This is a genomic window from Pseudomonas sp. zfem005, from assembly GCF_032621735.1.
Taxonomy (GTDB): Bacteria; Pseudomonadota; Gammaproteobacteria; order Pseudomonadales; family Pseudomonadaceae; genus Metapseudomonas; species Metapseudomonas solani.
The window spans coordinates 159,098-179,924 of record NZ_JAVYJE010000009.1; the positions used below are offsets into that span (position 1 = coordinate 159,098).

24 protein-coding genes are annotated in these 20,827 nt (G+C 67.1%); 11 read left to right on the forward strand and 13 right to left on the reverse strand.

What is annotated here, in order from left to right; all coding sequences use genetic code 11:
- Positions 1 to 6: 6 nt before the first annotated feature.
- Positions 7 to 1,134, forward strand: a complete 1,128-nt coding sequence (locus RTW82_RS20740; protein ID WP_316926307.1) for an acyl-CoA dehydrogenase family protein — start codon at positions 7 to 9, stop codon at positions 1,132 to 1,134.
- Between the two features lie 191 nt (positions 1,135 to 1,325).
- Here RTW82_RS20740 and RTW82_RS20745 read toward each other — a convergent pair whose 3' ends face one another.
- The 7 genes from RTW82_RS20745 to RTW82_RS20775 all read right to left on the reverse strand — a co-directional run bounded on the left by RTW82_RS20745 (position 1,326) and on the right by RTW82_RS20775 (position 7,512).
- The gene (locus RTW82_RS20745; protein ID WP_021221035.1) at positions 1,326 to 1,787 is read right to left on the reverse strand and encodes a hypothetical protein; all 462 of its coding nucleotides are present in this window, start codon (positions 1,785 to 1,787) and stop codon (positions 1,326 to 1,328) included.
- Between the two features lie 262 nt (positions 1,788 to 2,049).
- Positions 2,050 to 3,165: a response regulator gene (locus RTW82_RS20750; RefSeq protein ID WP_316926308.1), complete on the reverse strand. Its 1,116-nt coding sequence runs from the start codon at positions 3,163 to 3,165 to the stop codon at positions 2,050 to 2,052.
- Positions 3,155 to 4,912: an ATP-binding protein gene (locus tag RTW82_RS20755; protein ID WP_316926309.1), complete on the reverse strand. Its 1,758-nt coding sequence runs from the start codon at positions 4,910 to 4,912 to the stop codon at positions 3,155 to 3,157. Before RTW82_RS20755 ends, RTW82_RS20750 begins: the two co-directional genes overlap by 11 nt.
- Positions 4,905 to 5,888 (reverse strand): ATP-binding protein, encoded by a 984-nt coding sequence (locus tag RTW82_RS20760; protein ID WP_031288319.1) that lies wholly within the window; start codon positions 5,886 to 5,888, stop codon positions 4,905 to 4,907. Before RTW82_RS20760 ends, RTW82_RS20755 begins: the two co-directional genes overlap by 8 nt.
- Positions 5,879 to 6,277 (reverse strand): anti-sigma regulatory factor, encoded by a 399-nt coding sequence (locus RTW82_RS20765; protein ID WP_021221031.1) that lies wholly within the window; start codon positions 6,275 to 6,277, stop codon positions 5,879 to 5,881. Before RTW82_RS20765 ends, RTW82_RS20760 begins: the two co-directional genes overlap by 10 nt.
- Positions 6,237 to 6,662 carry an STAS domain-containing protein gene (locus RTW82_RS20770; protein ID WP_316926310.1) on the reverse strand — a complete coding sequence of 142 codons (426 nt, stop codon included), beginning with the start codon at positions 6,660 to 6,662 and terminating at the stop codon, positions 6,237 to 6,239. The genes RTW82_RS20765 and RTW82_RS20770 overlap by 41 nt, the downstream gene beginning before the upstream one ends.
- Before the next feature lie 13 nt (positions 6,663 to 6,675).
- Positions 6,676 to 7,512 (reverse strand): STAS domain-containing protein, encoded by an 837-nt coding sequence (locus RTW82_RS20775; RefSeq protein ID WP_316926311.1) that lies wholly within the window; start codon positions 7,510 to 7,512, stop codon positions 6,676 to 6,678.
- A gap of 382 nt (positions 7,513 to 7,894) precedes the next feature.
- Between RTW82_RS20775 and RTW82_RS20780 the strand changes: the two genes are divergently transcribed.
- The 3 genes from RTW82_RS20780 (at position 7,895) to RTW82_RS20790 (ending at position 9,364) form a co-directional block, all read left to right on the forward strand.
- Positions 7,895 to 8,473, forward strand: a complete 579-nt coding sequence (locus RTW82_RS20780; protein WP_316926312.1) for a cupin — start codon at positions 7,895 to 7,897, stop codon at positions 8,471 to 8,473.
- A gap of 77 nt (positions 8,474 to 8,550) precedes the next feature.
- Complete coding sequence (locus RTW82_RS20785; RefSeq protein WP_316926313.1) at positions 8,551 to 8,886, forward strand: DUF2388 domain-containing protein; 336 nt, start codon at positions 8,551 to 8,553, stop codon at positions 8,884 to 8,886.
- Positions 8,887 to 9,001: 115 nt separating this feature from the next.
- Positions 9,002 to 9,364: a hypothetical protein gene (locus tag RTW82_RS20790; RefSeq protein WP_316926314.1), complete on the forward strand. Its 363-nt coding sequence runs from the start codon at positions 9,002 to 9,004 to the stop codon at positions 9,362 to 9,364.
- Positions 9,365 to 9,988: 624 nt separating this feature from the next.
- Here RTW82_RS20790 and RTW82_RS20795 read toward each other — a convergent pair.
- Positions 9,989 to 10,960 carry an AraC family transcriptional regulator gene (locus tag RTW82_RS20795; RefSeq protein ID WP_316926315.1) on the reverse strand — a complete coding sequence of 324 codons (972 nt, stop codon included), beginning with the start codon at positions 10,958 to 10,960 and terminating at the stop codon, positions 9,989 to 9,991.
- 148 nt (positions 10,961 to 11,108) lie between these two features.
- Between RTW82_RS20795 and RTW82_RS20800 the strand changes: the two genes are divergently transcribed.
- From RTW82_RS20800 to RTW82_RS20820, 5 genes are all read left to right on the forward strand, one after another.
- Positions 11,109 to 12,116: a methyltransferase gene (locus RTW82_RS20800; RefSeq protein ID WP_316926316.1), complete on the forward strand. Its 1,008-nt coding sequence runs from the start codon at positions 11,109 to 11,111 to the stop codon at positions 12,114 to 12,116.
- Positions 12,117 to 12,312: 196 nt separating this feature from the next.
- On the forward strand, positions 12,313 to 12,669 hold the full coding sequence (locus RTW82_RS20805; protein ID WP_021221023.1) for a YciI family protein: 357 nt from the start codon (positions 12,313 to 12,315) through the stop codon (positions 12,667 to 12,669).
- Positions 12,670 to 12,685: 16 nt separating this feature from the next.
- Positions 12,686 to 13,435 (forward strand): thioredoxin family protein, encoded by a 750-nt coding sequence (locus tag RTW82_RS20810; protein WP_316926317.1) that lies wholly within the window; start codon positions 12,686 to 12,688, stop codon positions 13,433 to 13,435.
- Positions 13,435 to 14,667: an RNA polymerase sigma factor gene (locus tag RTW82_RS20815; RefSeq protein WP_316926318.1), complete on the forward strand. Its 1,233-nt coding sequence runs from the start codon at positions 13,435 to 13,437 to the stop codon at positions 14,665 to 14,667. The genes RTW82_RS20810 and RTW82_RS20815 overlap by 1 nt, the downstream gene beginning before the upstream one ends.
- Before the next feature lie 66 nt (positions 14,668 to 14,733).
- Complete coding sequence (locus RTW82_RS20820) at positions 14,734 to 15,171, forward strand: YybH family protein (RefSeq protein WP_316926319.1); 438 nt, start codon at positions 14,734 to 14,736, stop codon at positions 15,169 to 15,171.
- Here the strand turns inward: RTW82_RS20820 and RTW82_RS20825 are convergent, their stop codons facing one another.
- The 3 genes from RTW82_RS20825 to soxR all read right to left on the reverse strand — a co-directional run bounded on the left by RTW82_RS20825 (position 15,172) and on the right by soxR (position 17,085).
- Positions 15,172 to 16,026, reverse strand: coding sequence for a shikimate dehydrogenase (locus RTW82_RS20825; protein WP_316926320.1), 855 nt, complete (start codon positions 16,024 to 16,026; stop codon positions 15,172 to 15,174).
- Positions 16,027 to 16,030: 4 nt separating this feature from the next.
- Positions 16,031 to 16,471 carry a type II 3-dehydroquinate dehydratase gene (gene aroQ / locus RTW82_RS20830; RefSeq protein ID WP_316926321.1) on the reverse strand — a complete coding sequence of 147 codons (441 nt, stop codon included), beginning with the start codon at positions 16,469 to 16,471 and terminating at the stop codon, positions 16,031 to 16,033.
- Between the two features lie 140 nt (positions 16,472 to 16,611).
- Positions 16,612 to 17,085: a redox-sensitive transcriptional activator SoxR gene (gene soxR, locus RTW82_RS20835; protein WP_021221017.1), complete on the reverse strand. Its 474-nt coding sequence runs from the start codon at positions 17,083 to 17,085 to the stop codon at positions 16,612 to 16,614.
- 84 nt (positions 17,086 to 17,169) lie between these two features.
- Here soxR and RTW82_RS20840 point away from each other — a divergent pair, with 84 nt between their 5' ends.
- Positions 17,170 to 17,481 carry a hypothetical protein gene (locus RTW82_RS20840; RefSeq protein ID WP_316926322.1) on the forward strand — a complete coding sequence of 104 codons (312 nt, stop codon included), beginning with the start codon at positions 17,170 to 17,172 and terminating at the stop codon, positions 17,479 to 17,481.
- 110 nt (positions 17,482 to 17,591) lie between these two features.
- Here RTW82_RS20840 and RTW82_RS20845 read toward each other — a convergent pair whose 3' ends face one another.
- Positions 17,592 to 18,119: a fimbrial protein gene (locus tag RTW82_RS20845; protein ID WP_316926323.1), complete on the reverse strand. Its 528-nt coding sequence runs from the start codon at positions 18,117 to 18,119 to the stop codon at positions 17,592 to 17,594.
- Between the two features lie 311 nt (positions 18,120 to 18,430).
- Between RTW82_RS20845 and RTW82_RS20850 the strand changes: the two genes are divergently transcribed.
- Positions 18,431 to 19,294 carry a LysR family transcriptional regulator gene (locus tag RTW82_RS20850; protein ID WP_316926324.1) on the forward strand — a complete coding sequence of 288 codons (864 nt, stop codon included), beginning with the start codon at positions 18,431 to 18,433 and terminating at the stop codon, positions 19,292 to 19,294.
- Positions 19,295 to 19,339: 45 nt separating this feature from the next.
- Here RTW82_RS20850 and RTW82_RS20855 read toward each other — a convergent pair whose 3' ends face one another.
- A complete protein-coding gene (locus RTW82_RS20855) occupies positions 19,340 to 20,524 on the reverse strand; it encodes an HPP family protein (RefSeq protein WP_316926325.1) in 1,185 nt (394 codons plus the stop codon).
- Positions 20,525 to 20,827: the final 303 nt, after the last annotated feature.

Consider the following 20,827-nt stretch of genomic DNA (forward strand, 5'->3'; position numbering starts at 1 on the left):
AACCCGATGATTCCGTCCGAACAAGACCTGCAGATACGTGACGTCGCCCGCCAGTTCGCCCAGGAGCGGCTCAAGCCCTTCGCCGCCGACTGGGACCGCGAACACCGCTTCCCGGCCGAGGCATTGCGCGAGATGGCCCAGCTGGGCTTCCTCGGCATGCTGGTGCCGGAGGAGTGGGGCGGTGCCGCCACCGGGCACCTGGCCTATGCCATGGCCCTGGAGGAGATCGCCGCCGGCGACGGTGCCTGCTCCACCATCATGAGCGTGCACAACTCGGTGGGCTGCATGCCGATCCTCAAGTTCGGCGACGAGGAGCAGAAGCGCCGCTTCCTGCGCCCGCTGGCCGAAGGCTCGATGATCGGCGCCTTTGCCCTCACCGAGCCCCAGGCCGGTTCCGACGCCAGCGACCTGCGCACCCGCGCGCGCCGTGATGGCGACCACTACGTGCTGGACGGTGCCAAGCAGTTCATCACCTCGGGCAACCACGCGGGGATGGTCATCGTCTTCGCGGTGACCGACCCGGCCGCCGGCAAGAAGGGCATCAGCGCCTTCATCGTGCCCACCGACACGCCCGGCTACCAGGTGCTGCGGGTGGAGGACAAGCTCGGCCAGCATGCCTCCGATACCTGCCAGATCCAGCTCGACGGGGTGCGCATCCCGGCCAGCCTGCGCCTGGGCGGGGAGGGCGAGGGCTACCGCATCGCCCTGTCCAACCTGGAGGGCGGGCGCATCGGCATCGCTGCGCAATCGGTGGGCATGGCCCGGGCGGCCTTTGAAGCGGCGCGCGACTACAGTCATGAGCGCCGCACCTTCGGCAAGCCGATCATCGAGCACCAGGCGGTGGCCTTCCGCCTGGCCGACATGGCCACGCAGATCGCCGTGGCGCGGCAGATGGTGCATCACGCTGCGGCGCTGCGGGAGGCGGGGCTGCCCTGCCTGACCGAGGCGTCCATGGCCAAGCTGTTCGCCTCGGAAATGGCCGAGAAGGTCTGCTCGGCGGCGATCCAGACGCTGGGCGGCTACGGCTACCTGAAGGACTTCCCGGTGGAGCGCATCTACCGCGACGTGCGCGTGTGCCAGATCTACGAAGGCACCAGCGACGTGCAGCGCATGGTCATCGCGCGGAGCCTGTAAGGGCGCCCGGACGTAGCACCTGGAGTTCGCCGGAAGCACCGTGGGGCGGTGCGTACGGCACAGCCTACGGCACGTGTTCATCCGTCCTCGGTTTGAATCTTCGCAGGTAGAACCGATGGACCATGTCCTGATGGCGTGGCTTTCCAGGCTCAAACGAAACGGCGGGAGGGAGGCCCGAAGGCCTCCCGGGTTCAGCGGTAGGCGGGGTGCTCTTCCCCGCAATCGTAGGGCGGCTCGCCTCGCCGTTCCTCCGGCTCGGCCAGGCCGGAGCGCCGGAACATCAGGTAGGCGTCCAGCAGCAGGGCTTCCAGGCCGGAGAGCAGTTTCTCCTGGCGCACGGCCCTGTGGCTGTACTCGCAGTAGTCGGACTCGTCGCGGATGCGCTGGATCAGGTGCGTGGCCTGCACCAGGCGGTAGTTGCCCAGCGCGTAGCAACTGGCGCAGGGCGAGTCGGGGCGAACATCGAGTACGTACTCGGAGAAGTCTTCGAGCCGGGGGAACTGCAAGGGGTCTTCCATCACGTGTATCTCCTCACTGTCGTGTGCGCTGGCCGAGGCCTGGGTAGGGGCTTCGAACAGGTCGAGATGCGGGGCGCGGGCGTCGCGCGTGAGTACGTCGAAGTGCGGGCGGGGAAAGTACCGGATGTCAGGCACGGCGCTTGTCCTCGTGTCGGGCGAGACGATGTGAGGCTGCTGCGGGTGGTACAGGGTGCATGGCAAGGTCCTCGCGACAGGTGGATTTCCCGGCGTACCGGGTGAGCGACGATCATGGCGGGGCCATGAGCTCAGGACTCTAGCGAGGGGCTTTGTAGGGGCTCAAGAATGATACGCGGTAGGCGGGGTCTTTCTCGAATGTGAGAAAGCGGGAACGTGCGGGGGAAGCAACGAGGGGGCCGGGTCGGCGCCCCTCGCGGGCTCAGGCGGGGCTGACCAGGGCCGCCGGCAGGCTCAGGCGCACGCGTGCGTAGCCGTTCTGGTTGGCGAAGGAGACGCTGCCGCCATAGCTCTCGCAGAGTGCCTTGACGATGGGCAGGCCCAGGCCCCAGCTCTTGGTTTCGCTCTTGGTGGAAATGAAATACGGGGTGGCGAGGTTGGTCAGCACTTCCTCGGGGAAGGCGCCCCGGTTGCTGACCTCGAACACCACCTGGTCATTTTCCATGTGCTGAGACACTTCGATTGGCGTGCCCGCATCGCCATGTTTGGCGGCGTTGAGCACCAGGTTGTCGAAGATGCGCAGGAAGGCCAGCTTGTCCCAGAACACCATCTGGTCCGCGCCCTCTGCCTGGAGGTCGAGCGGGTTCTCCACCTGCAGGCGCAGGTTGGCCACGGCTTCCTCCAGCAAGTGGGCCAGGGGCATCTGCTCACCGATCAGGCGGATGCCGCCGCCCATGCTGACATGGGAGATGTCGAGGATGTTGGCGACCATCTTGTCGATGCGCCGGAGGTTGTCCTCCAGCAGGGTGATCATCTCTTCGGTGCGCCGCGCCGGGTTTTTCTGCATCAGCCCGGCCACCATCACGGCGGCGGCCAGGGGCGAGCGCAGGTCGTGGCTGAAGGAGCGCATGAAGCGCTCCAGCATGATCTTCTCCGCCCGCAGGTGCTCGCTTTGCGCCTCGGCCACCTCGCGCTGCTTCTCGACGTGTTCGAGCTTGATGTCCGATTTCATCAGGCTGGAGATGGTGGCCAGCATCTCGTCGGGGTTGATCGGGTGGGTCAGGTAGGCGCGGGCACCGGTGTTGAGCCCCATCGCCTTGTCCTTGCCGCTCATGAAGGTGGCGGAGATGTTGATGATCGCCGGCAGCTTGTCGTGGCCGAGCCGCTGCTCGGCCTTCTGGATCAGCTCGAAGCCGCTCATGTCGGGCAGGTTGATGTCGAGGATCACCAGGTCCACGCCGCTTTCCAGGCTCGTCAGGCCGTCGCTGCCATTGGCGGCCTCCAGCACCTCGTAACCGGGTTCGCTGGCGAGGATCTTGCGCAAGACGTAACGGTTGGCATCCATGTCGTCGATGATCAGGATCCGTCTATTTCGCATCGTGGTATCTCCCCGCCAGGCGCTGCACGTGATGCAGCAGGGTTTCGGCGTGGTTGGGTTGGGACTTGTCGAGGATCGCCTGGCAGCGGCTGCCGAGGAGGGCGCGTTCGTCGTCATTCATCTGCTTGGCGGTGTTGACCAGCACCCGGGCATGCATGCTCCAGTCCATGCTTTCCAGCAGGTCCTCACCGGAGATGTCGGGCAGGTCGAGGTCGAGGATGATGATGTCCGGGCGCACCGCGTGCAGCTTGTCGATGCTGGCGCTGGCGCAGTCCGCCTCGATGATCACCGGCTCGAAGGGCTGCAGCAGGTGGTTGATCAGGTAGCGGTCGGCCGCGCTGTCGTCGATGACCAGTATGGTGGTGCCGGCGAGGCTGATCAGCGCCGGTTGCCGCTGGTTGTACTCGCGCGCCACCTGGACGTGGAAGCGGCTGCCGCGTCCGGGTTCGCTGCTGAGGCTGATATCGCCCTTGAGCAGGTTGGCCAGGCGCAAGGCCAGGGGCAGGCCCAGGCCGTTGCCGTGGATCTGCAGGCCGGGCGCGCGGATGCGGGCGAACTCCTCGAAGATGCGCGCCTGGTTCTCCACGGAGATGCCGACGCCGGTGTCCTCCACGACGAACTCCAGGTTGTGCTCGTCCGGCTGGAAGCAGCGCACGCTGATGCTGCCTTCGCGGGTGTACTTGAAGGCGTTGGTGATCAGGTTGCGCATGATCTGGAACAGGCGGTTGCGGTCCGTCTCCAGAGGCAGCTCGAAGGCCGGTTCGTGAATCGTCCAGCCGAGGTGCGGGTAGCGCATGGCCAGGGCCCCGGTGAACTGGCGCAACTGTTCGAGGAACTCGCTGAGCTCGAAGCGCTCGGGAAGCACCTCCATGCGCCCGGATTCGGCCTCCGCCAGGTCCAGCAGCTCGTTGACCAGCCCGGAAAGATCGGCCGCGGCATCGGCGATGAAGCGCACCTGCTTGTTCTGCTCGGCATTGAGCGCCCCGTCGACATCGCTCAGCAGCAGCTTGGAGATGTTCTCGATGATGTTGATCGGGGTGCGGAACTCGTGGGTCATGTTGGAGAAGAAGCGGCTGCGCGCCTCGCTGGCATCCTTGAGTTCGGAGGAGGCCTTCTCCAGCTCCGAATAAAGCGCCACCACGCCCTTGTTGGTGTTCTCCAACTCGAGGTTGGTGGCTTCCAGCTCCTGCTGCTTGCCCTGCAGTTCGGCGGTGGTCAGCAGCAGTTCGGAGCCGCGCACCTGGAGCTCCACGTAGGGGTCGGCGGCGCCTTCGGCTTGCAGCTGGCGGCGGATCTGCTGGATCGAATGCTCGTCCGGCAGGGGCCGGGGCGGGTGCACGGTCTTGCAGGCGCGGATGTGGGTGCCGCTGGGCGAGGTGTCGATCTGGAACTCGTCCATCAACCGCTGGGCCCCGCGCAGGCCGACGCCCATGCCGGTGGGCGACACGTAGCTGCCATCGAGGATGCGGTCGATGTGAGGGATGCCGCCGCCCTTGTCCAGCGCATCGAAGCAGATGCCCTTGACCAGGCCACGGTTGTCGAGGCGCAGGTCGAAGTTGAACACCCCGCTGCCGGCGTATTGATAGACGTTGCGTGCCAGCTCGGAGACCGAGGTGGCCAGGCGGATCTGTTCCAGGGGCGAAAGCCCCAGCCAGGCGGCGATCTGCTTGGCGCTCTGGCGGCAGCTGACCACGTCCACTTCGTTGATGATGCTGACACTGGTGATGCGGCGTTTGTCGCTAGCCATTCTTCACCACCACCACTGTCGCATCGTCGTTGAGGCGCTTGTGATCGCGGTGGATGAGCGCGGCGATCACCCCCGGGTGACGAACGCGCAGGCCAGGATAGGCGTTGAGGTCGAGTTTGGTGCTGATGCCGTCCGAGGCGAGGATCATGATCGAGCTGTCATCCCAGGGATAACTGAAGGTATGGATACGACCGATGCGGTAGCCGACCGTTCCATTGCTCGATGCCATGCTGCGGGCCTTGTCGGTAAGCAGGCTGCCGGCGATGTTGCCGATGCCGCAGAACTGCACCTGGCGTTGCGCGGGCTGGACCTCGGCGATGGCAGCGGCACCGCCCCGGGTGGACATCAAGGCGCGGTGCAACTGCTCCATCAGTGCCTGCAGAGGGATGTGCGGGTCATGGCCGAGAAACACCTCACGCGCCTTCTGGCTGGCAGTGCTGGCGGCATGGCCATGACCCAGGCCGTCGCAGACCAGCACGCGGTTGCCGAGAACGGCCCAGGCGTCGCCGCTGAGGGTCTCGCCGGGGTAGGGCGTGCACACGGCGCCCACCTGCAGGGCGCCAGCGGCCGGGCGCTGGCCCAGGTGGAAGCGGGCCTGCACCACGGTACCGAGACCCGGCTGGGAGAACAGGTCGAAGCCATCGGACATGCGCTGGATGGCACCGAGGCCGGCGCCCATGGTGCCGGTGGTGGAGTAGTTGTCGCTCAGGCACTGGGCCACGTTGGTCATGCCGGGGCCACGGTCCACCGCGGTGACTTCGAGGCCGGCTTCGTCGCAGCGGAACAGCAGCTCGCCCTGGCCGGCGTGGTTGATCAGGTTGCGGGCCATTTCCTGCACCACCACGGTGAGGCGACCGAGCAGGGTTTCATCGCCGGTCAGCTGGCTGGCGTGGCGCACCACGGTGCGGCGCACGGCATCCACATGGGCGCTGTCGGACACCTCGAGCAGCAGGTGGCAGCTGGGGATCATTTCCATTTCCACAGCTCCACCCGCGTGCCTTCGCCGGGACGGGTGTCGATGGCGAACTCGTCCACCAGGCGCCGCGCACCGCTTAGGCCCAGGCCGAGCCCGCCGCCGGAGGTGTAGCCATCCACCATGGCGCGCTCCAGGTCGGCGATGCCGGGGCCCTGGTCGCTGATGCTCAGACGCACCGCCGCGCGGCCGTCGCGCAGGCAGCTCTCGATCACGCATTCGCCACCGCCGCCGTAGATCAGGGCGTTACGTGCGATCTCGCTGGCGGCCGTCACCACCTTGGTCTGGGATATCAGGCCGAGCCTGGCTTCCTCAGCGGCTTTGCGCACGCGTTGGCGGATGACGACGATGTCAGTCTCCTGCTTCAGCGGAAGCGTTTCGGTCTTCGTCACGCTCTTGCTCCAGGATCAGGTCGTCGTCAGCCACGGTTTTTTCCAGCCAGCGCATGCCTTTCTCGACATTCAGCGCAGTGGCGATGCCCTCCAGCGAGAGGCCCAGCTCCACCAGGGTGATGGCCACGGCGGGCTGCATGCCGACGACAATGACCTTGGCGTCGAGGATGCGGGAAACGTTGGCGATGTGGGAAAGCATTCGGCCGATGAAGGAGTCGACGATTTCCAGGGAGGAGATATCGATCAGCACCCCCTTGGCGTTGTGCCGCACGATCTGTTCGGTGAGGTCTTCCTGGAGGTCCAGGGCGAGCTGGTCATGCATGTCCACCTGGATGGTCAGCATGAGGTACTTGCCCATCTTCAGGATCGGGATTCTGTCCACCATCTGTGCGTACTCCTCAGCGTGCGCTGCTGACCAGGCGGACGTTCAGTTCCTTGAGCGCCAGCTGGAAGGCATCGGCCAGGGATGCCTTGGTCAGCACGTCACCCAGTTCCACGCCGAGGTGGACGATGGTGGCGGCGATCTGCGGGCGGATGCCGCTGATGATGCACTTGGCGCCCATCAGCTTGGCGGCGGTGATGGTCTTGAGCAGGTGCTGGGCGACCATGGTGTCGACGGTGGGCACGCCGGTGATGTCGATGATGGCGATGTCGGACTCGGTCTCGACGATCTTCTGCAGCAGCGCTTCCATCACCACCTGGGTGCGGTTGCTGTCCAGGGAGCCGATCAGCGGGATGGCCAGCACGCCTTTCCAGAGCTGCACCACGGGGGTGGAGAGTTCCAGCATGCTTTCCTGCTGCTCGCGGATCACCGTTTCGCGGCCGGCCATGAAGGCTTGCATGCTGTACAGGCCGAGCTTGTCGAGCAGGCGCGTGGTGGTCCAGATCAGCTCGATGGCGTTCTCCCCGCGGTCCTGGATGCGCTGGAACAGCGGCTCCTTGAGGGAGAGCACGAAGGTGGCGGTTTCCGACGGGGTGAAGCCCTGGCGGCTCTGGGCCTGGGACAGGCGCTCAAGCAGCGAGCGCACGGGCTTCCAGCTGGCTGCCTGGATGTCGTCACCGCTTTCGGCGATGGCGGCGGTCAGGGCCCTGAGCAGCTCCCGGGAGTTCTCCTGCACGGTGCGATCATCAATCAGGTCGGTGCGGATGCCAGCGTTGCGCTGGGCGGCCATCCATTCGTCAAGGATGGATTTTTCGTTTTGCTTGAGCAGATCGGCTAGAACGGCGGCGGACATTGTTATCTCCCTGTCGGATGGCTCGTTGAAGAGCGGTTCGGTTTTCGACCACGAAAAAGTGCCCAACACTAGCGAGGCGCACGGGTAAAACGGAGCACGAAGCGGCGGAGTCTACTGGTGTTTCGGGCCTCCGTCGCGCACAGCCGCAACGGGCTTCGGCAATAGGAACGCAGCGGCGCCATTTGGTGCGACAAGAAGATGGATGAAGCGTGCTGCAGCCCACGATTCCGGGCGCCTCATCGGCGCGATTCGCAGGGCGGCACCGCCCGCGCGCGACCGGCGTGACGCCCCGTTGAACGTGACCGCCCGGTCGGTTCGGGGGAACCACCGGCGTAGGCGGTGTTTCCAACGTCCATATAGCACCGAGTCGGAGGACCGAGAGATGCCTGCCAGCCTGACCCGTTTCGCCACCGAGCCTGCACGCCGCGCCTACGTTGCCGCCCGGGTGGGACACGCCGAGCCCGAGCTGCTGTTCTTCGAGGGCGATGGACGCACGCCCAACAGCCGCTTCCCCGTACTGCTCTATCGCGCCGCGCTGCTGGGGCAGGTGGACCGTGCCGAAGCCTTCGAGAAGCGCTTCGCCGCCCATCGCTGGGCGCCGCTGTGGCGTGCCGGGGTGTTCGACTACCACCATTACCACGCCAGCGCCCACGAAGCCCTGGGCATTGCCAGCGGCTACGCCTGGCTGATGCTCGGTGGCGAGGCCGGACGGGAAATCCACGTCCGCGCCGGCGATGCCCTGGTGCTGCCCGCCGGCACGGGCCATTGCTGCCTGGAAGCCAGCGAGGATTTTCTCGTGGTGGGTGCCTACCCGCGCGGGCAGGAGGACTATGACATCCAGCGCGCCGGCTCCGACCGCTACCTGGCCTCGGTGCGGCGCATCGCCCAGGTGCCGACCCCGGTGGCCGACCCGCTGACCGGGCGCGACGGTGTGCTGACCCAGGCGTGGCGCGTGGCCTGACGCCGAGCTTGATCGGCGGTTGCCATCGGTGCACCCTCGGCCATCGCCCCTGAGCGCCGCGACCGAGGAAGGACCCCATGCTGACCAGGCCCCTGGCCCTGTTGCCCGTGCTGCTGGCCACCCAGGTGCAGGCTGCCGAGCCGCCACCGGAAGGCAAGCAACCGGCCAACGCCTTCGAGGCGGCATTCTCCATGACCCTGGTCTCGCCGATGATCAGCATCATCGCCACCACCGACCTCAGCAGTGACGAGAAGCAGCTCAAGCTGAGCCGCGCCCGCGAGGATGCCCTGGCCTTCCTCGCGTCCGCCGGGGTCATCCGTGGACCGCACCTGGAGCAGGCCCTGGGGCTGCTGCGCGACGGCTCGGCCACCAGCGACATGGCCTGGGCCCAGGCCATCGCAGCGAGGCCCTGACGCCCACCATTGGTCACCCTTACACAACCTTTACCCAGCGCCAGTGAGCGGCGATTCCGCGCCGTTGTCTGATCCTGTGTCCCGGTCCATTCCTTCACCGGGTACAGGAGGAGTCATGTTTCGTCGTTTGCCCCAGGTTGCCCTGTTGCTGGGAGCCGCCGCCCTGGCCGGCCAGGCTTCGGCCCACGGGCATGATGCCGGCCCCGCCGTGATCGGGGCGGTCGTGGGGGCCGTTGTCGGCGGTGCCATCGTCGCGTCGCGCCCGGCCCCGGTCTATGTACAGCCCGCCCCGGTGTACGTGGCACCGCCTCCGGTCGTCTATGCGCCTCCACCGCCGCCGCCCCCGCCGGTCTATTACTACCCGGCCCAACCGGTGTACTACCAGCCGGCGGTGGTCGCCCAACCCGTCTACTATGGCCCCGGCCCTTATTACGGCCCGCCGCGTCACTGGCACGGCGGCGGCCCGCGCCGCTGGTGATCGAGGAGGAAACAGGCCCCGCTCAGGCGGGGCCTTTTCGTTTCTGGCCGGCGTGGAAACGGTGATGGGGGCGGCGATGCTGCGCATCGCTTGGCGAATGAATTGTTAGGTGTTGCTAGAGGGTTTCGAGCCCAGCTGATTGCCGAGTTTTGCTGATGCTTTTGGTTTCGCCCCCCCGGGCGAGTCCCTTTTGACAATCGCCTCAAAAGGAACCAAAAGGGCTTGCCCCTCCATACGGGTCTGGCTTCGCCAGACTTCCCTCGCTCCATCATCGTTCCAGGGGCACGCCACGAAGGGCCATCCCTGGCCCATCGCGGCTCTCGCGACATCCATGTCGCTCAACCCCTTCCACGACGATTCGCTCGGCCTCCTGGGAAGGGGCGTTTGGCGGCTGCTTCAACTTTCTTCGCCCAACGCATCACCACGTGGTGTGCACGGACTTTCGTAGGATGGGTAGAGCGGAGCGAAACCCATGCGGTGGAAGTCCGTAGGGCGGGTGAAACCCGCGAAACCCTGCACCGCCGATGTCGGGTTGCACCCGACCCACAGCAACGCGGTGACGTAGGTTGGCGCCGAGCGCAGCGAGGCCCAACGCAGCCCGGCTCGGGTGCGCCTCGATGGCGTTCAATCCGGCCGGCGTTTGCCGAACACGGTCTTGGGGGATCTGCCGAAGAAGGCGGTGAAGGCCGCGCTGAAATTGTTCGGGTGGCGATAGCCCACCTGCCAGGCCGCCTGGGCCACCTGGCAGCCGGACTCCAGCAGCAGGTGGGCCTTGTGCATGCGCATTTCCAGCAGCAGGCGATGGGGGGTGGTGGCGAAGCATTGGTGGAAGCCTTGCTTGAGCTTGAACGCGTTGAGCCCCACGGCCGCACAGAGGTAGGCGACGGTCAGCGGCTGGTCCAGCTGCGCCTGCATCAGTTCGCGGGCCTGGTGCAGCCGGTCGATGTCCGCCTGGCTGAAGCGCGCAGTCGGGCTGGGTGGCGGGGTTGCCAGCGCCTCCAGTTGTATGGCCAGCAGGCTGAGCGCGTGGATGTGCATCTGCAGCGGGCCGCCCGTTGGTTGTTCCAGGGCGAGGGCCAGGGCGTTGACATGGGCCGCGCTGGCCGGGGCGGTGGGGCTACCGGCCAACTGGCACAGGCTGCCATCGCCCAGCAACTGCCCGGCGCGCTCGGCACCCAGGTAGCGGGTGAGCAGGTGGCGGTCCGCCAGCAGGCGCAGTTGCGAGACTTCCTGCGCCGCGTCGTAGCGGCGTTCGCCGCTGCCGCCGTGGAAGCGGCTGACCGTGGTGCGCCCGGCGTCGAAGGCCAGCGCCGAACCTTCGCGCCCCAGGTAGCCGGAGCGGCCGCGCAGGCCGAAGGTGATCACCAGCATGGGCTCCGGGTGCGGGTTGATGGATTCCTCCACCAGCGGTCGGTTGGGCAGGTAGCGCGTGCTCACCAGCGCCAGGCCATCGTCCAGCGACAGGCGCTCCGTGCGGCAGTCACCGAATGCGGCGGGCAGGCGGATGCGCTGGCCGCCAGGGTGCGGCGTGGGGTCCGACGCCAGCTGCGCGGGGGTGATCCGCTGGCTCCTTGTGCCGCTCTGTGCCTTTGTCACCTGCCTGCCTCCGTTGGCCGCGCTGCGGATTCCATGGATATCGATCCGTTTCCCATAGTTCTATGGATGATACTAATTCTCGATAACCCCTAGCATCTCCATGAACGCCGGGCGCCGCCTGGCACGGCGGTACAGAGGAGAGGCACCCATGGAAACCCTATCGATACACCCCTTGCAGGATTGCTGGGACAGCCTGTTGGCCAGCGTGCGTGCCGACGCCTTGCGGGTGGCGCTGGAGCACGGGCTGTTCGCCGCACTGGAGCAGCCGCTGGACGCAGCGGCGGTCGCCGCCGCCCAGCGCTGGCAGGCATCGCCCACGCGGGCGCTGCTGGACCAGCTGTGGAGCATGGGCCTGCTGTCGCGGAGCGAAGTGGGCGAGGGCGCCTATCGCAATACAGCGGTAGCCGCCTGCTACCTGCACCCGCAGGCGCCGCGCTACTGCGGTGATGCGTTGCTGTTCCGCCTGCGCACCTTGCGGGCGGTCGGTGCGCAACTGGAAGGCCGACTCGTCGGTGAGGTGCCCGCCGGGCCGCCACCGGGTGGTTGGGCTGAAGCGGCGCGGGTGCAGATCGCCCAGGAACAGCGGGCCGTGACCGTCGACACCGCACTGGCCCTGATCCAGCGCCTGGAGGCTTTCGCCGGCGCGCCGCGGCTGCTCGACCTGGGCGGTGGCCCTGGCCTGGTGGCCATCGCCCTGGCCCGCGCCAACCCGCAGTTGCGTGGCGTGGTGTTCGACCTGCCGGATTCCGCCGCCGTGGCCCGGGAGAACATCAGCGCTGCAGGGCTCGGCGGGCGGCTGGAGGCGCGGGGCGGCGATCTGCTGCACGACGACCTCGGCAGCGGCTATGACCTGGTCTGGTGCTCGTCGGTGTTGCACTTCATGCCGGACCCGCCCGCCGCGCTGGCGAAGATCTATCGGGCGCTGCGCCCGGGCGGCACCCTGGTCTGCGCCCACGCCGAGGTGCCGGGGCAGGCGGCCGATGCGGCGCGGGTGCTGCCCTATTACCTGGGGCTGCGCATGCAGGGCCGTTACCTGCCGCTGCCGGGGGAGCTGGTCACGGTGCTGGAAGCAGTGGGCTTCGAGGTGATCGAGCAGCTGCCGGCGGTGACCTTCCCCCTGGCGCCGGTAACGGTGCAGATCGCCCGGCGACGCTAGCGGAACCGATGGCACGGGGCGCGTTATAGGCGCCCGTTCCCAGGAGTGGGCCCCTTAGCACCAATCGGTCGAAGAGCCGGCCAAGGGCGGACGGACTATCACTGTCTATGCTTGGACGACTTTTTTTCAGCGGGCCTGTCGATCCGGCCCGCTGTCGTTCGACTATGGATGCAAGCCCCACAACAAGGAGCGAATGATGAAGTACCTGTGCCTGATCTACTTCGACGAGACCGTGCTCGATTCCATGCCCGCCGAGCGCTTCGAATCTATCGTCGGCCACTGCATGGAATACGAGCAGCGCCTGCAACGCAGCGGCCAGTACATCGCCGCCGAAGCGCTGCAATCCACCGCGACCGCCACCACGCTGCGCCTGCAGGGCGACAAGCTGTCGATCACCGACGGCCCCTTCGCCGAGACCCGCGAGCAACTGGGCGGCTTCTACCTGATCGATGCCAAGGACCTCAACGAGGCGATCCAGATCGCGTCGAAGATCCCGCCGGCCCGCCTGGGCTGCATCGAGATCCGCCCGATCAAGGAACTGCCCAGGCTCTGAAACGGAGGAACCCCCGATGAAGATCGAATCCCATACCGTGGTCAGCCACGAACAGTGGCTGGACGCCCGCAAGGAGCTGCTGCGCAAGGAGAAGGACTTCAACCGCCTGCGTGACGAACTCAGCGCCGCCCGCCGCGACCTGCCCTGGGAGCGGGTGAGCGATACCTACCGCTTCGAGGGCCCCACGGGGCAGGAGACGCTGGAGCAGCTGTTCGCGGGCCGCAGCACCCTGGTGGTCTACCACTTCATGTTCGGCCCGGGGTGGAAGGAGGGCTGCGACGGTTGCTCATTCCTCGCCGACCATTTCGACGGCGCCAACCTGCACCTGGCCCACCACGACGTCAGCCTGGTGGCCGTCTCCCGCGCGCCCTGGCAGGAGTTCCAGGACTTCAAGCGGCGCATGGGCTGGGCGTTCAAGTGGGTGTCCTCCCACGGCTGCGCGTTCAACGCCGACTTCGGCGTCAGCGCCACGCCCGAGGCCATCGCCGCCGGCACCGCACGCTACAACTACGACACCAGCCGCGATCCCGGCGAGGAGATGCCCGGCCTCAGTGTGTTCTTCCGCCTGCCGTCGGGGGAGGTGTTCCACACCTATTCCACCTATGCGCGCGGGCTGGACATGCTGGTGGGCACCTACAACTTCCTCGACCTGCTGCCCAAGGGCCGCGACGAGGACGAGATCATGGACTGGGTGCGCCACCACGACCGCTACGAAGGCGCTGGCCCTCGCCACGACTGCTGCTCGGCCAAGGCCGGGGGCGATTGATGGAGGTGACCCAGGCCCGCCAGCGGGTGGAAGCGGTCTACCGCGAGGAGTCACGCCGGGTGCTGGCGACGCTGATCCGCCTGCTTGGGGATTTCGAGCTGGCGGAGGAGGCGTTGCACGACGCCTTCATCGCCGCCGTCGAGCAGTGGCCGGTCGACGGCGTGCCGGCCAACCCGCGTGCCTGGCTGGTGTCGGCGGGGCGCTTCAAGGCCATCGACGCCTTGCGCCGGCGCGCCCGTTTCGATGCGCGCCAGGCGCAGTTGATCATCGAGCTGGAGCGTGACGAGCCCGAGGAGATCGAGGATGTGGAAGACGACCGCCTGCGCCTGATCTTCACCTGCTGCCACCCGGCGCTGCCGGCGGACGCCCAGGTGCCGCTGACCCTGCGCGAGGTGTGCGACCTGAAGACCGAGGAGATCGCCCGGGCCTTTCTCGCCACGCCGTCGACCATCGCCCAGCGCATCGTCCGCGCCAAGGCGAAGATCCGCGATGCGCGCATTCCCTACCAGGTGCCGGCCATGGCCGAGCTGCCGGAGCGCCTGGATAACGTGCTGCGGGTCATCTACCTGGTGTTCAACGAGGGCTACTCGGCCACCTCCGGGGATTCGCTGACCCGCGCCGATCTTTCGGCCGAAGCCATCCGCCTGGGGCGCCTGCTGCTGGAGCTGCTGCCGGATTCGGAAGTCATGGGGCTGCTGGCGCTGATGCTGCTGCACGATTCGCGGCTCCAGGCCCGCACCGGCGTGGATGGCGAGCTGGTGCTGCTGGAGGACCAGGACCGTGCGCTGTGGAACCGCCAGCAGATCGACGAGGGCTGCGCCCTGGTGGAGCGCGCCCTGGCATCCCGACGCATCGGCATGTACACGCTGCAGGCGGCGATCTCCGCCGTACACGCCAGCGCCACCACGCCCGAGGCCACCGACTGGGCGCAGATCGTCGCGCTCTATGGCGTACTGCAGCGCGGCATCGGCTCGCCGGTGATCGAACTCAACCGCGCGGTGGCGGTGGCCATGCACCAGGGGCCGGAAGCCGGGCTGGTGCTGATCGAGGCCATCCTCGAGCGCGGCGAGCTGCGCGACTACCAGCTGGCGCACTCGGCTCGCGCCGATCTCTACCGCCGCCTCGGCCGCCGCGACGAGGCCCGCGCGGCCTACCGGGTGGCGCTGGGGCTGACCCGCCAGGACACCGAGCGGCGCTTCATCGAACGGCGCCTGGCGGAACTGGGGCAGTGATGTGGATGGCCCGGGCTGAAGCCCGGGCTAGGTTTTTTCAGGGTTGGACCACGAAGGAGAAACAGCATGAGCAGCAATGAACAGGCCGTCGCCGAGATCCAGGCCCTGCTGGCCGATTGGGCCGAGGCGGTACGCAGCAAGGACGTGAAGCGCATCGTCGGTTTCTATGCCGAGGAGGTGGTGGCCTATGACGCCATCCTCCAGTTGCAGTTCGTCGGCCGCGAGGCCTATGGCGCGCATTGGGCCTACTGCATGGAGATGTGCCAGGGCCATTCGATCTTCGACCCGCAGCACGTGAAGATCCGCGCCAGTGGCGATGTCGGCTTCGCCCACTTCCTCTGCCTGTGCGGCGGCACCAACGCCGAAGGGGTCGGACAGCAGGGCTACATGCGCGTCAGCTGCGGCTACCAGCGCAGCGGCGGTAAGTGGCGCATCGTCCATGACCACTTCTCCGCGCCCTTCGACATGGAGAGTGGCCAGGCACTGTTCGACCTGCAGCCCTGATCAGGCGCCGAGGCTGCGGAAGTGTTCGAGCATGCGCTGGGCGTCCGCCTCGGCGCCACTGAACAGCTCGAAGGCCTTCACCGCCTGGAACACCGCCATGGTGCCGCCGTCCAGGGTGCGGCAGCCGAGGGCGCGTGCGTCCTTGAGCAGCTGGGTTTCCAGGGGGAAGTAGACGATCTCGGCCACCCACAGGGCGGGCCGTAGCAACTCGGCCGGTACCGGTGTGCCGGGCAGCTTGGCCATGCCCATGGGCGTGGTGTTGACCAGGCCGTCCGCCGTCGCCAGGGCGCCGGGCAGGTCCTTGCCCGCGTGGGCACGGCCGGCGCCGAAGTGCTGGTTGAGGTTGTCTGCCAGACTCTGGGCGCGCCCGACATCGACATCGAATATCCACAACTGGCCGACGCCTTCGGCTAGCAGCGCATGGGCCACCGCAGCGCCGGCGCCACCGGCCCCCATCTGCACCACGCGCTCACGGGCGACGTCGCCCAGGCCACGGCGGAAGCCTTCGGCGAAGCCCAGGCAGTCGGTGTTGTGGCCGACGCGCCGGCCACCCCGCAGCACCACGGTGTTCACCGCGCCGATGCCGCGCGCCTCGGGGGAGAGTTCGTCGAGCAGCGGGATGATCGCCTGCTTGCAGGGGAAGGTGATGTTGAGCCCGGTGAAGCCGGTGCGCTCGGCGGCTTCCAGCAGTTGGGGCAGGGCGCTGACATCGAGCTGGAGCGGGTCGAGGTCGATCAGCCGGTAGAGGTAGCGCAGGCCTTGGGCATCGCCTTCGTGCTCGTGCAGGGCAGGGGTGCGCGAGGCCTGGATGCCGGAGCCGATCAGGCCGGCGAGAACGCTTGCATGTGCAGTCATGGCCTCACCCCGCGAGCCGCTTGGCGAAATGCTGCACGCCGGCGCGGTAGCCGTCGCTGCCCAGGCCGCAGATGACCCCGACGGCGATGGCGGAGATGAAGGAGTGCTGGCGGAATTCCTCGCGCTTGTGAACGTTGGAGAGGTGCACCTCGACCACCGGCAGCTCGCTGGCCACCAGGGCGTCGCGGATGGCGACCGAGGTGTGGGTCCAGGCACCGGGATTGATCAGGATGCCGGCGCAGCGGCCGCGCGCCTGGTGGATCCAGTCGATCAGCTGGCCTTCGTGGTTGGTCTGGCGGCATTCGACCTCAAGGCCCAGCGCAGCGCCCGTTTCGCAGCACAGCCGCTCGATATCGGCGAGGGTTTCGTGGCCGTAGTTGGCGGGCTCGCGGGTGCCGAGCATGTTCAGGTTGGGGCCGTTGAGGACCAGCAGGGTGGGGGACATCGCGGACATTTCTCCATTGTTATGAACCCTCCCGAATGCACGGGGAGCGTTGCAATGAAAAATGTACTAACTGGTTAATTTAATCAATCGATGGCGGGCGGGCGGTGGGTTTGCCTTGGGTTATTTCGTTCGATAATCGGTCACTCGACGGCGTCGCCCGTGTCCAGCAGCACCGGCCCACTGCCCAGGTCGGAGAGTTCATCACCGGGGTTGCGTAGGGGGCAGACCTCCATGGTCAGGCAGCCGCAGCCGATGCAGCCGTCGAGTTGGTCGCGCAACTGGGTGAGGCGACGGATGCGTTCGTCCAGCTCCGCCTTCCAGCGCGCCGAGAGCGCATGCCAGTCGGCGGCGGTGGGCGTGCGACCTTCCGGCAGGGTCATCAGCGCCGCGTGGATGGACGCCAGGGGGATGCCCAGGCGCTGGGCCACCTTGATCACCGCCACCCGCCGCAGCACCTCCCGTGGATAGCGGCGCTGGTTGCCGGCATTGCGGGTGCTGCTGATCAGGCCCTTGGCTTCGTAGAAGTGCAGGGTGGAGACCGCCACCCCGCTGCGCTCGGCCACCTGGCCCACCGTCAGCGCCTTGCCGATGTTGCTCGCCGTCACTTTTGGCATTCTCGTCCTCCGCTATTGACCTCAAGTTAAGTTGAGGTTTTACCCTCGCCGCCAGCATTGCACAACGGTAGAAGGAGTCTCGGCATGACCAACGAGCAGTTGCAGGGCGTCGTTTCATCCATTCATTTCGCGGCCGACCCGGCCTGCCTGCCGGCGCTGGTGGAGGACCTGGGTGTGCGCCTGGCCGCCTGCCTGAAAGCCCAGGTGGGGCTGCTGTCCACCAGCCTGGAGACGAGCGCCGATGGCCGCTGGCTGATCCAGCGAAGCCGCTGGGCCTCGGCCGATGCGGCGCAGGCGGCCCTGGACGGCGACTCCTGCAGCGCGCGCCTGCTGGGTGAGGCGATCTGGCGCTACGGGGCCAAGGCGGTGCGCTTCGAGGTGCCCGAGGAGGCATGACGGCTCGTCCGGCAGCTCGGTGAAGGTGTGGGGAGGTTGGAATAACGAGGAGGTTGGGGCGGGGTGTCGCATGAATGACTCGCCCGGCAGTGCCGGGCGAGTCGGGGGTGTTACTCGTAGCTCATGGTGTAGGTGACGCTGGTGCTGACCTGGCCCGGCTTCACGCCTTCACCGGTCGGAGCCAGGTAGGCCGCGAAGAAACCCAGTAAGGCGTTGCCGCCTGCATCGCTGATCTCTTCGAGGTTGTTGGTGCCGTTGAGTAGGTTGATGGGTTGCTGGTCCTTGTTGAACAGCTGTACGGCGACGTTGGAGGCGTCGGCGCCGCTGAGCTCGTTCTTCAGGGCGCCGTTGGCTGGGTTGACGTTCGGGCCGACCTCGAAGTTCGCCTTTACCTTGGAGCCGTCGGTGCAACTGGAGAGCATGATCCCGAAAGGCTTGAAGCCGGCGTTCTCACCAGCTGCGAGGCTGCTCTGGGAAACCACCGGCAACTGTACGGTCTGGTTCACCGTGGAGCTGTTGATGCTGCAGGTTTTGCTGGAGACCTCGCCCTTGATGGTGATGGTGCCGTCGACTGCCAGAGCCAGGCTGCTCAGGCCAAAACCGACCAGTGCCGCGCTGGTGGTGAGGAACTTCTTCATTTATCTCTCCTTGATGGCGCCTGGCTCCACGCGCCGGATTAAAGGTTGACTTCAAGAGTCGGAACCAGAGCTGAGTGACGGTGCAGCCTCGAGAATGAGAGCTGGATCGCACTTCAGCAGAGCGAGCGCAATGATAACGAGGGCTTTCTAGGCGGAATGGAGTCCGGCAGCGATGCGGGTTGTAGGAATAGTCGCCCCGTCAGCAGGCTAGTTCCGAGGAGTTTGCCTCCGTGTCCGTTCGGCGGGTTCCGACCTGATAATCGTTGGGTGGCTCTTGCTAAAATCTCCCTCTTTATCAACGAGTCAGTACCTTGGATATCGACCTGGCGCGCACCTTCCTCGAAATCGTTCGTAGCGGCAGCTTCGTCGCTGCCGCCGAGCGCCTGCACGTGACGCAGACGGCGATCACCGCTCGGGTGCAGAACCTGGAGAACCAGTTGGGCTGCAAGCTCTTCGTGCGCAACCGCGCCGGTGCGAGGCTGACGGCCGAAGGCGAGGTGTTCGTCGGCCACGCCACGCAACTGGTGCAGACCTGGGAAGCCGCGCGACGTGACCTGCCGCTGCCCAAGGGCTACCGCGACCTGCTCGCCATTGGCGGCGAACAGAGCCTGAGCAACCCCTTGCTGCTGGGCTGGATGAGCCGCCTGCGCGAACGCATCCCCTCCCATGCGGTGCGCGTCGAGGTCGCGCCCGGGCAGCAGTTGCAGAAGCAGCTGGAGCTGGGCCTGCTGGATGCCGCACTGGTCTACCAGCCGGAGTACTGGCCGGGCATGCAGGTGGAGCAGCTGCTGGAGGAAAAACTCATCCTGATCCGCTCCACCACCAACCCCGAGCCCTATGTGCAGGTGGACTGGGGCCCGACCTTCCGCCAGCAGCACGACGCCGCGCTGCCGGACAAGGCCCGCGCTGCGGTCACGGTGAACCTCGGACCGCTGGCGCTGCAGTTCATCCTCCAGCACGGCGGTTCGGGCTACTTCCGTACCCGCGTGGTGCAGAGCTACCTGGACAGCGGCCAGCTGGAGCGCGTGGAGCGCGCGCCGGAATTCACCTACCCGACCTACCTGGTCTATTCCCGCGACAAGGATTCGCCGCTGCTGCAGCAGGCCATCGCCGTGCTGCGCGATGTGGTGGGCGAGGACATCGACTGGTCGCAGCGCTGGGAAGCCACGCTCTGAGCCCGGTGCGGGGCCTTCCCGGGCTGAAGCCCAGGCTACGTGGCGTCAGCTGGCGACTTTCAGCGTTGGGGCCGGAGCACGGGCGGTCAGGTCCTTGAGCCAATAGCGGTAGAGCCCGCCGATCAGGTCGCTCTGGGTCACCAGGCCCACCAGCGTGTCGTCATCCCCCAGCACCGGCAGGCAGTGCAGGCCCTGGTCGGAGAGCATCGAGACCAGCACGCCGATATCGGTATCGCGCTTCACGCAGCGCACCGAGCGGGTCATCAGCTCGCCCAGGCGTGGCGCCGGGCGGTGGCGCAGGCGACCGAACAGCGAGCCGGGGGTGTCTTCCTGGGCGTGGCGGAACAGGTCGCCGGGGGTGACGATGCCCACCAGCTGCTTCTGTTCGTCGAGCACGGGCAGGGCCTTGATGTGGTGCTTCTCGAACAGCTTCCAGGCTTGCTCGCGGGTGGTCTGCGGGGTGGCGGTGAGCAGGTCGCGGGACATGATCTGCTCCGCCGTCACCTGGCCCACGCTGCGGCGCAGGGCGTTGCGCTCGGTCTGGCGCAGCAGGCGTTCCAGGTCGTCGCGGGTGATGTCGACGAACTCGCCGAACTCTTCCAGGGCCTGGTCCAGGTCTTCATCGGAGAACACGCCGCGCTCGCTGGGCAGCGGGTCGGCGGTCAGGTGCTGGCCGCTGCGGGCCTGGCTCGGGGCGGTGCTCAGGGCGCTGCGGGTGACGCGGTTATAGGCCAGGGCGACCGCCACCAGCAGGGCGGAGCCGAGCAGCACCGGCCAGGCGACGGCAAAGCCCTGGGCCTCGAACGCGGGGCCGCCCAGGGCCACCGATACGGCGAGCGCGGTGCCCGGCGGGTGCAGGCAGCGCAGGGCGTACATGGCCAGCACGGTCAGGGCCAGGCCCAGTGTGGCAGCCAGTATGGAATGGTCGATCCACAGGCCCGCCGCCGTGCCCACCAGGGCCGCCACCAGGTTGCCCATCACCACCGACCAGGGTTGGGCCAGTGGACTGGAGGCCACGGCGAACACCAGCAGCGAGCTGGCGCCGAGCGGGCCGGCCAGGCGCAGGGCGATCTCGGTGCCGAACACATGGCCGCAGGCGATGCAGCACAGCGCTAGGCCCAGGCAGGCGCCCAGTGCGGCACGCAGCCATTCCCCGGGGTGAGCGGTACGTGGGGCGGGGGACAGGCGTTTGCGCCAGCGCTGCCAGAGGGCGTCCGGGTTCTCGTGCATCGGGGTCTCGTTCGCTTTTCAGTCGTTCGGGGCGATAAAAAAGGGCCCCTTGAGGGCCCTGCAGGAGTCCCACTGCGTGCGCGGGAGGGGTGCCATCCTTGGACATGGAACAGGAGCAAGGGGGGTGCGATCGTTACCGCAGCCGGCGTGGCCGGGCGGCCAGATGGTGGGCATCCTACGGGCGGTATCATCTATGTCGCCAATGAATAATATTGCTCGTTTTCAGCAATTTATTTGCATCAAGGGCGCCGACCGCCGTCTGGGCAAGGATCGGGGGCCGGCGTAGCATCGGCACCCTCCAGG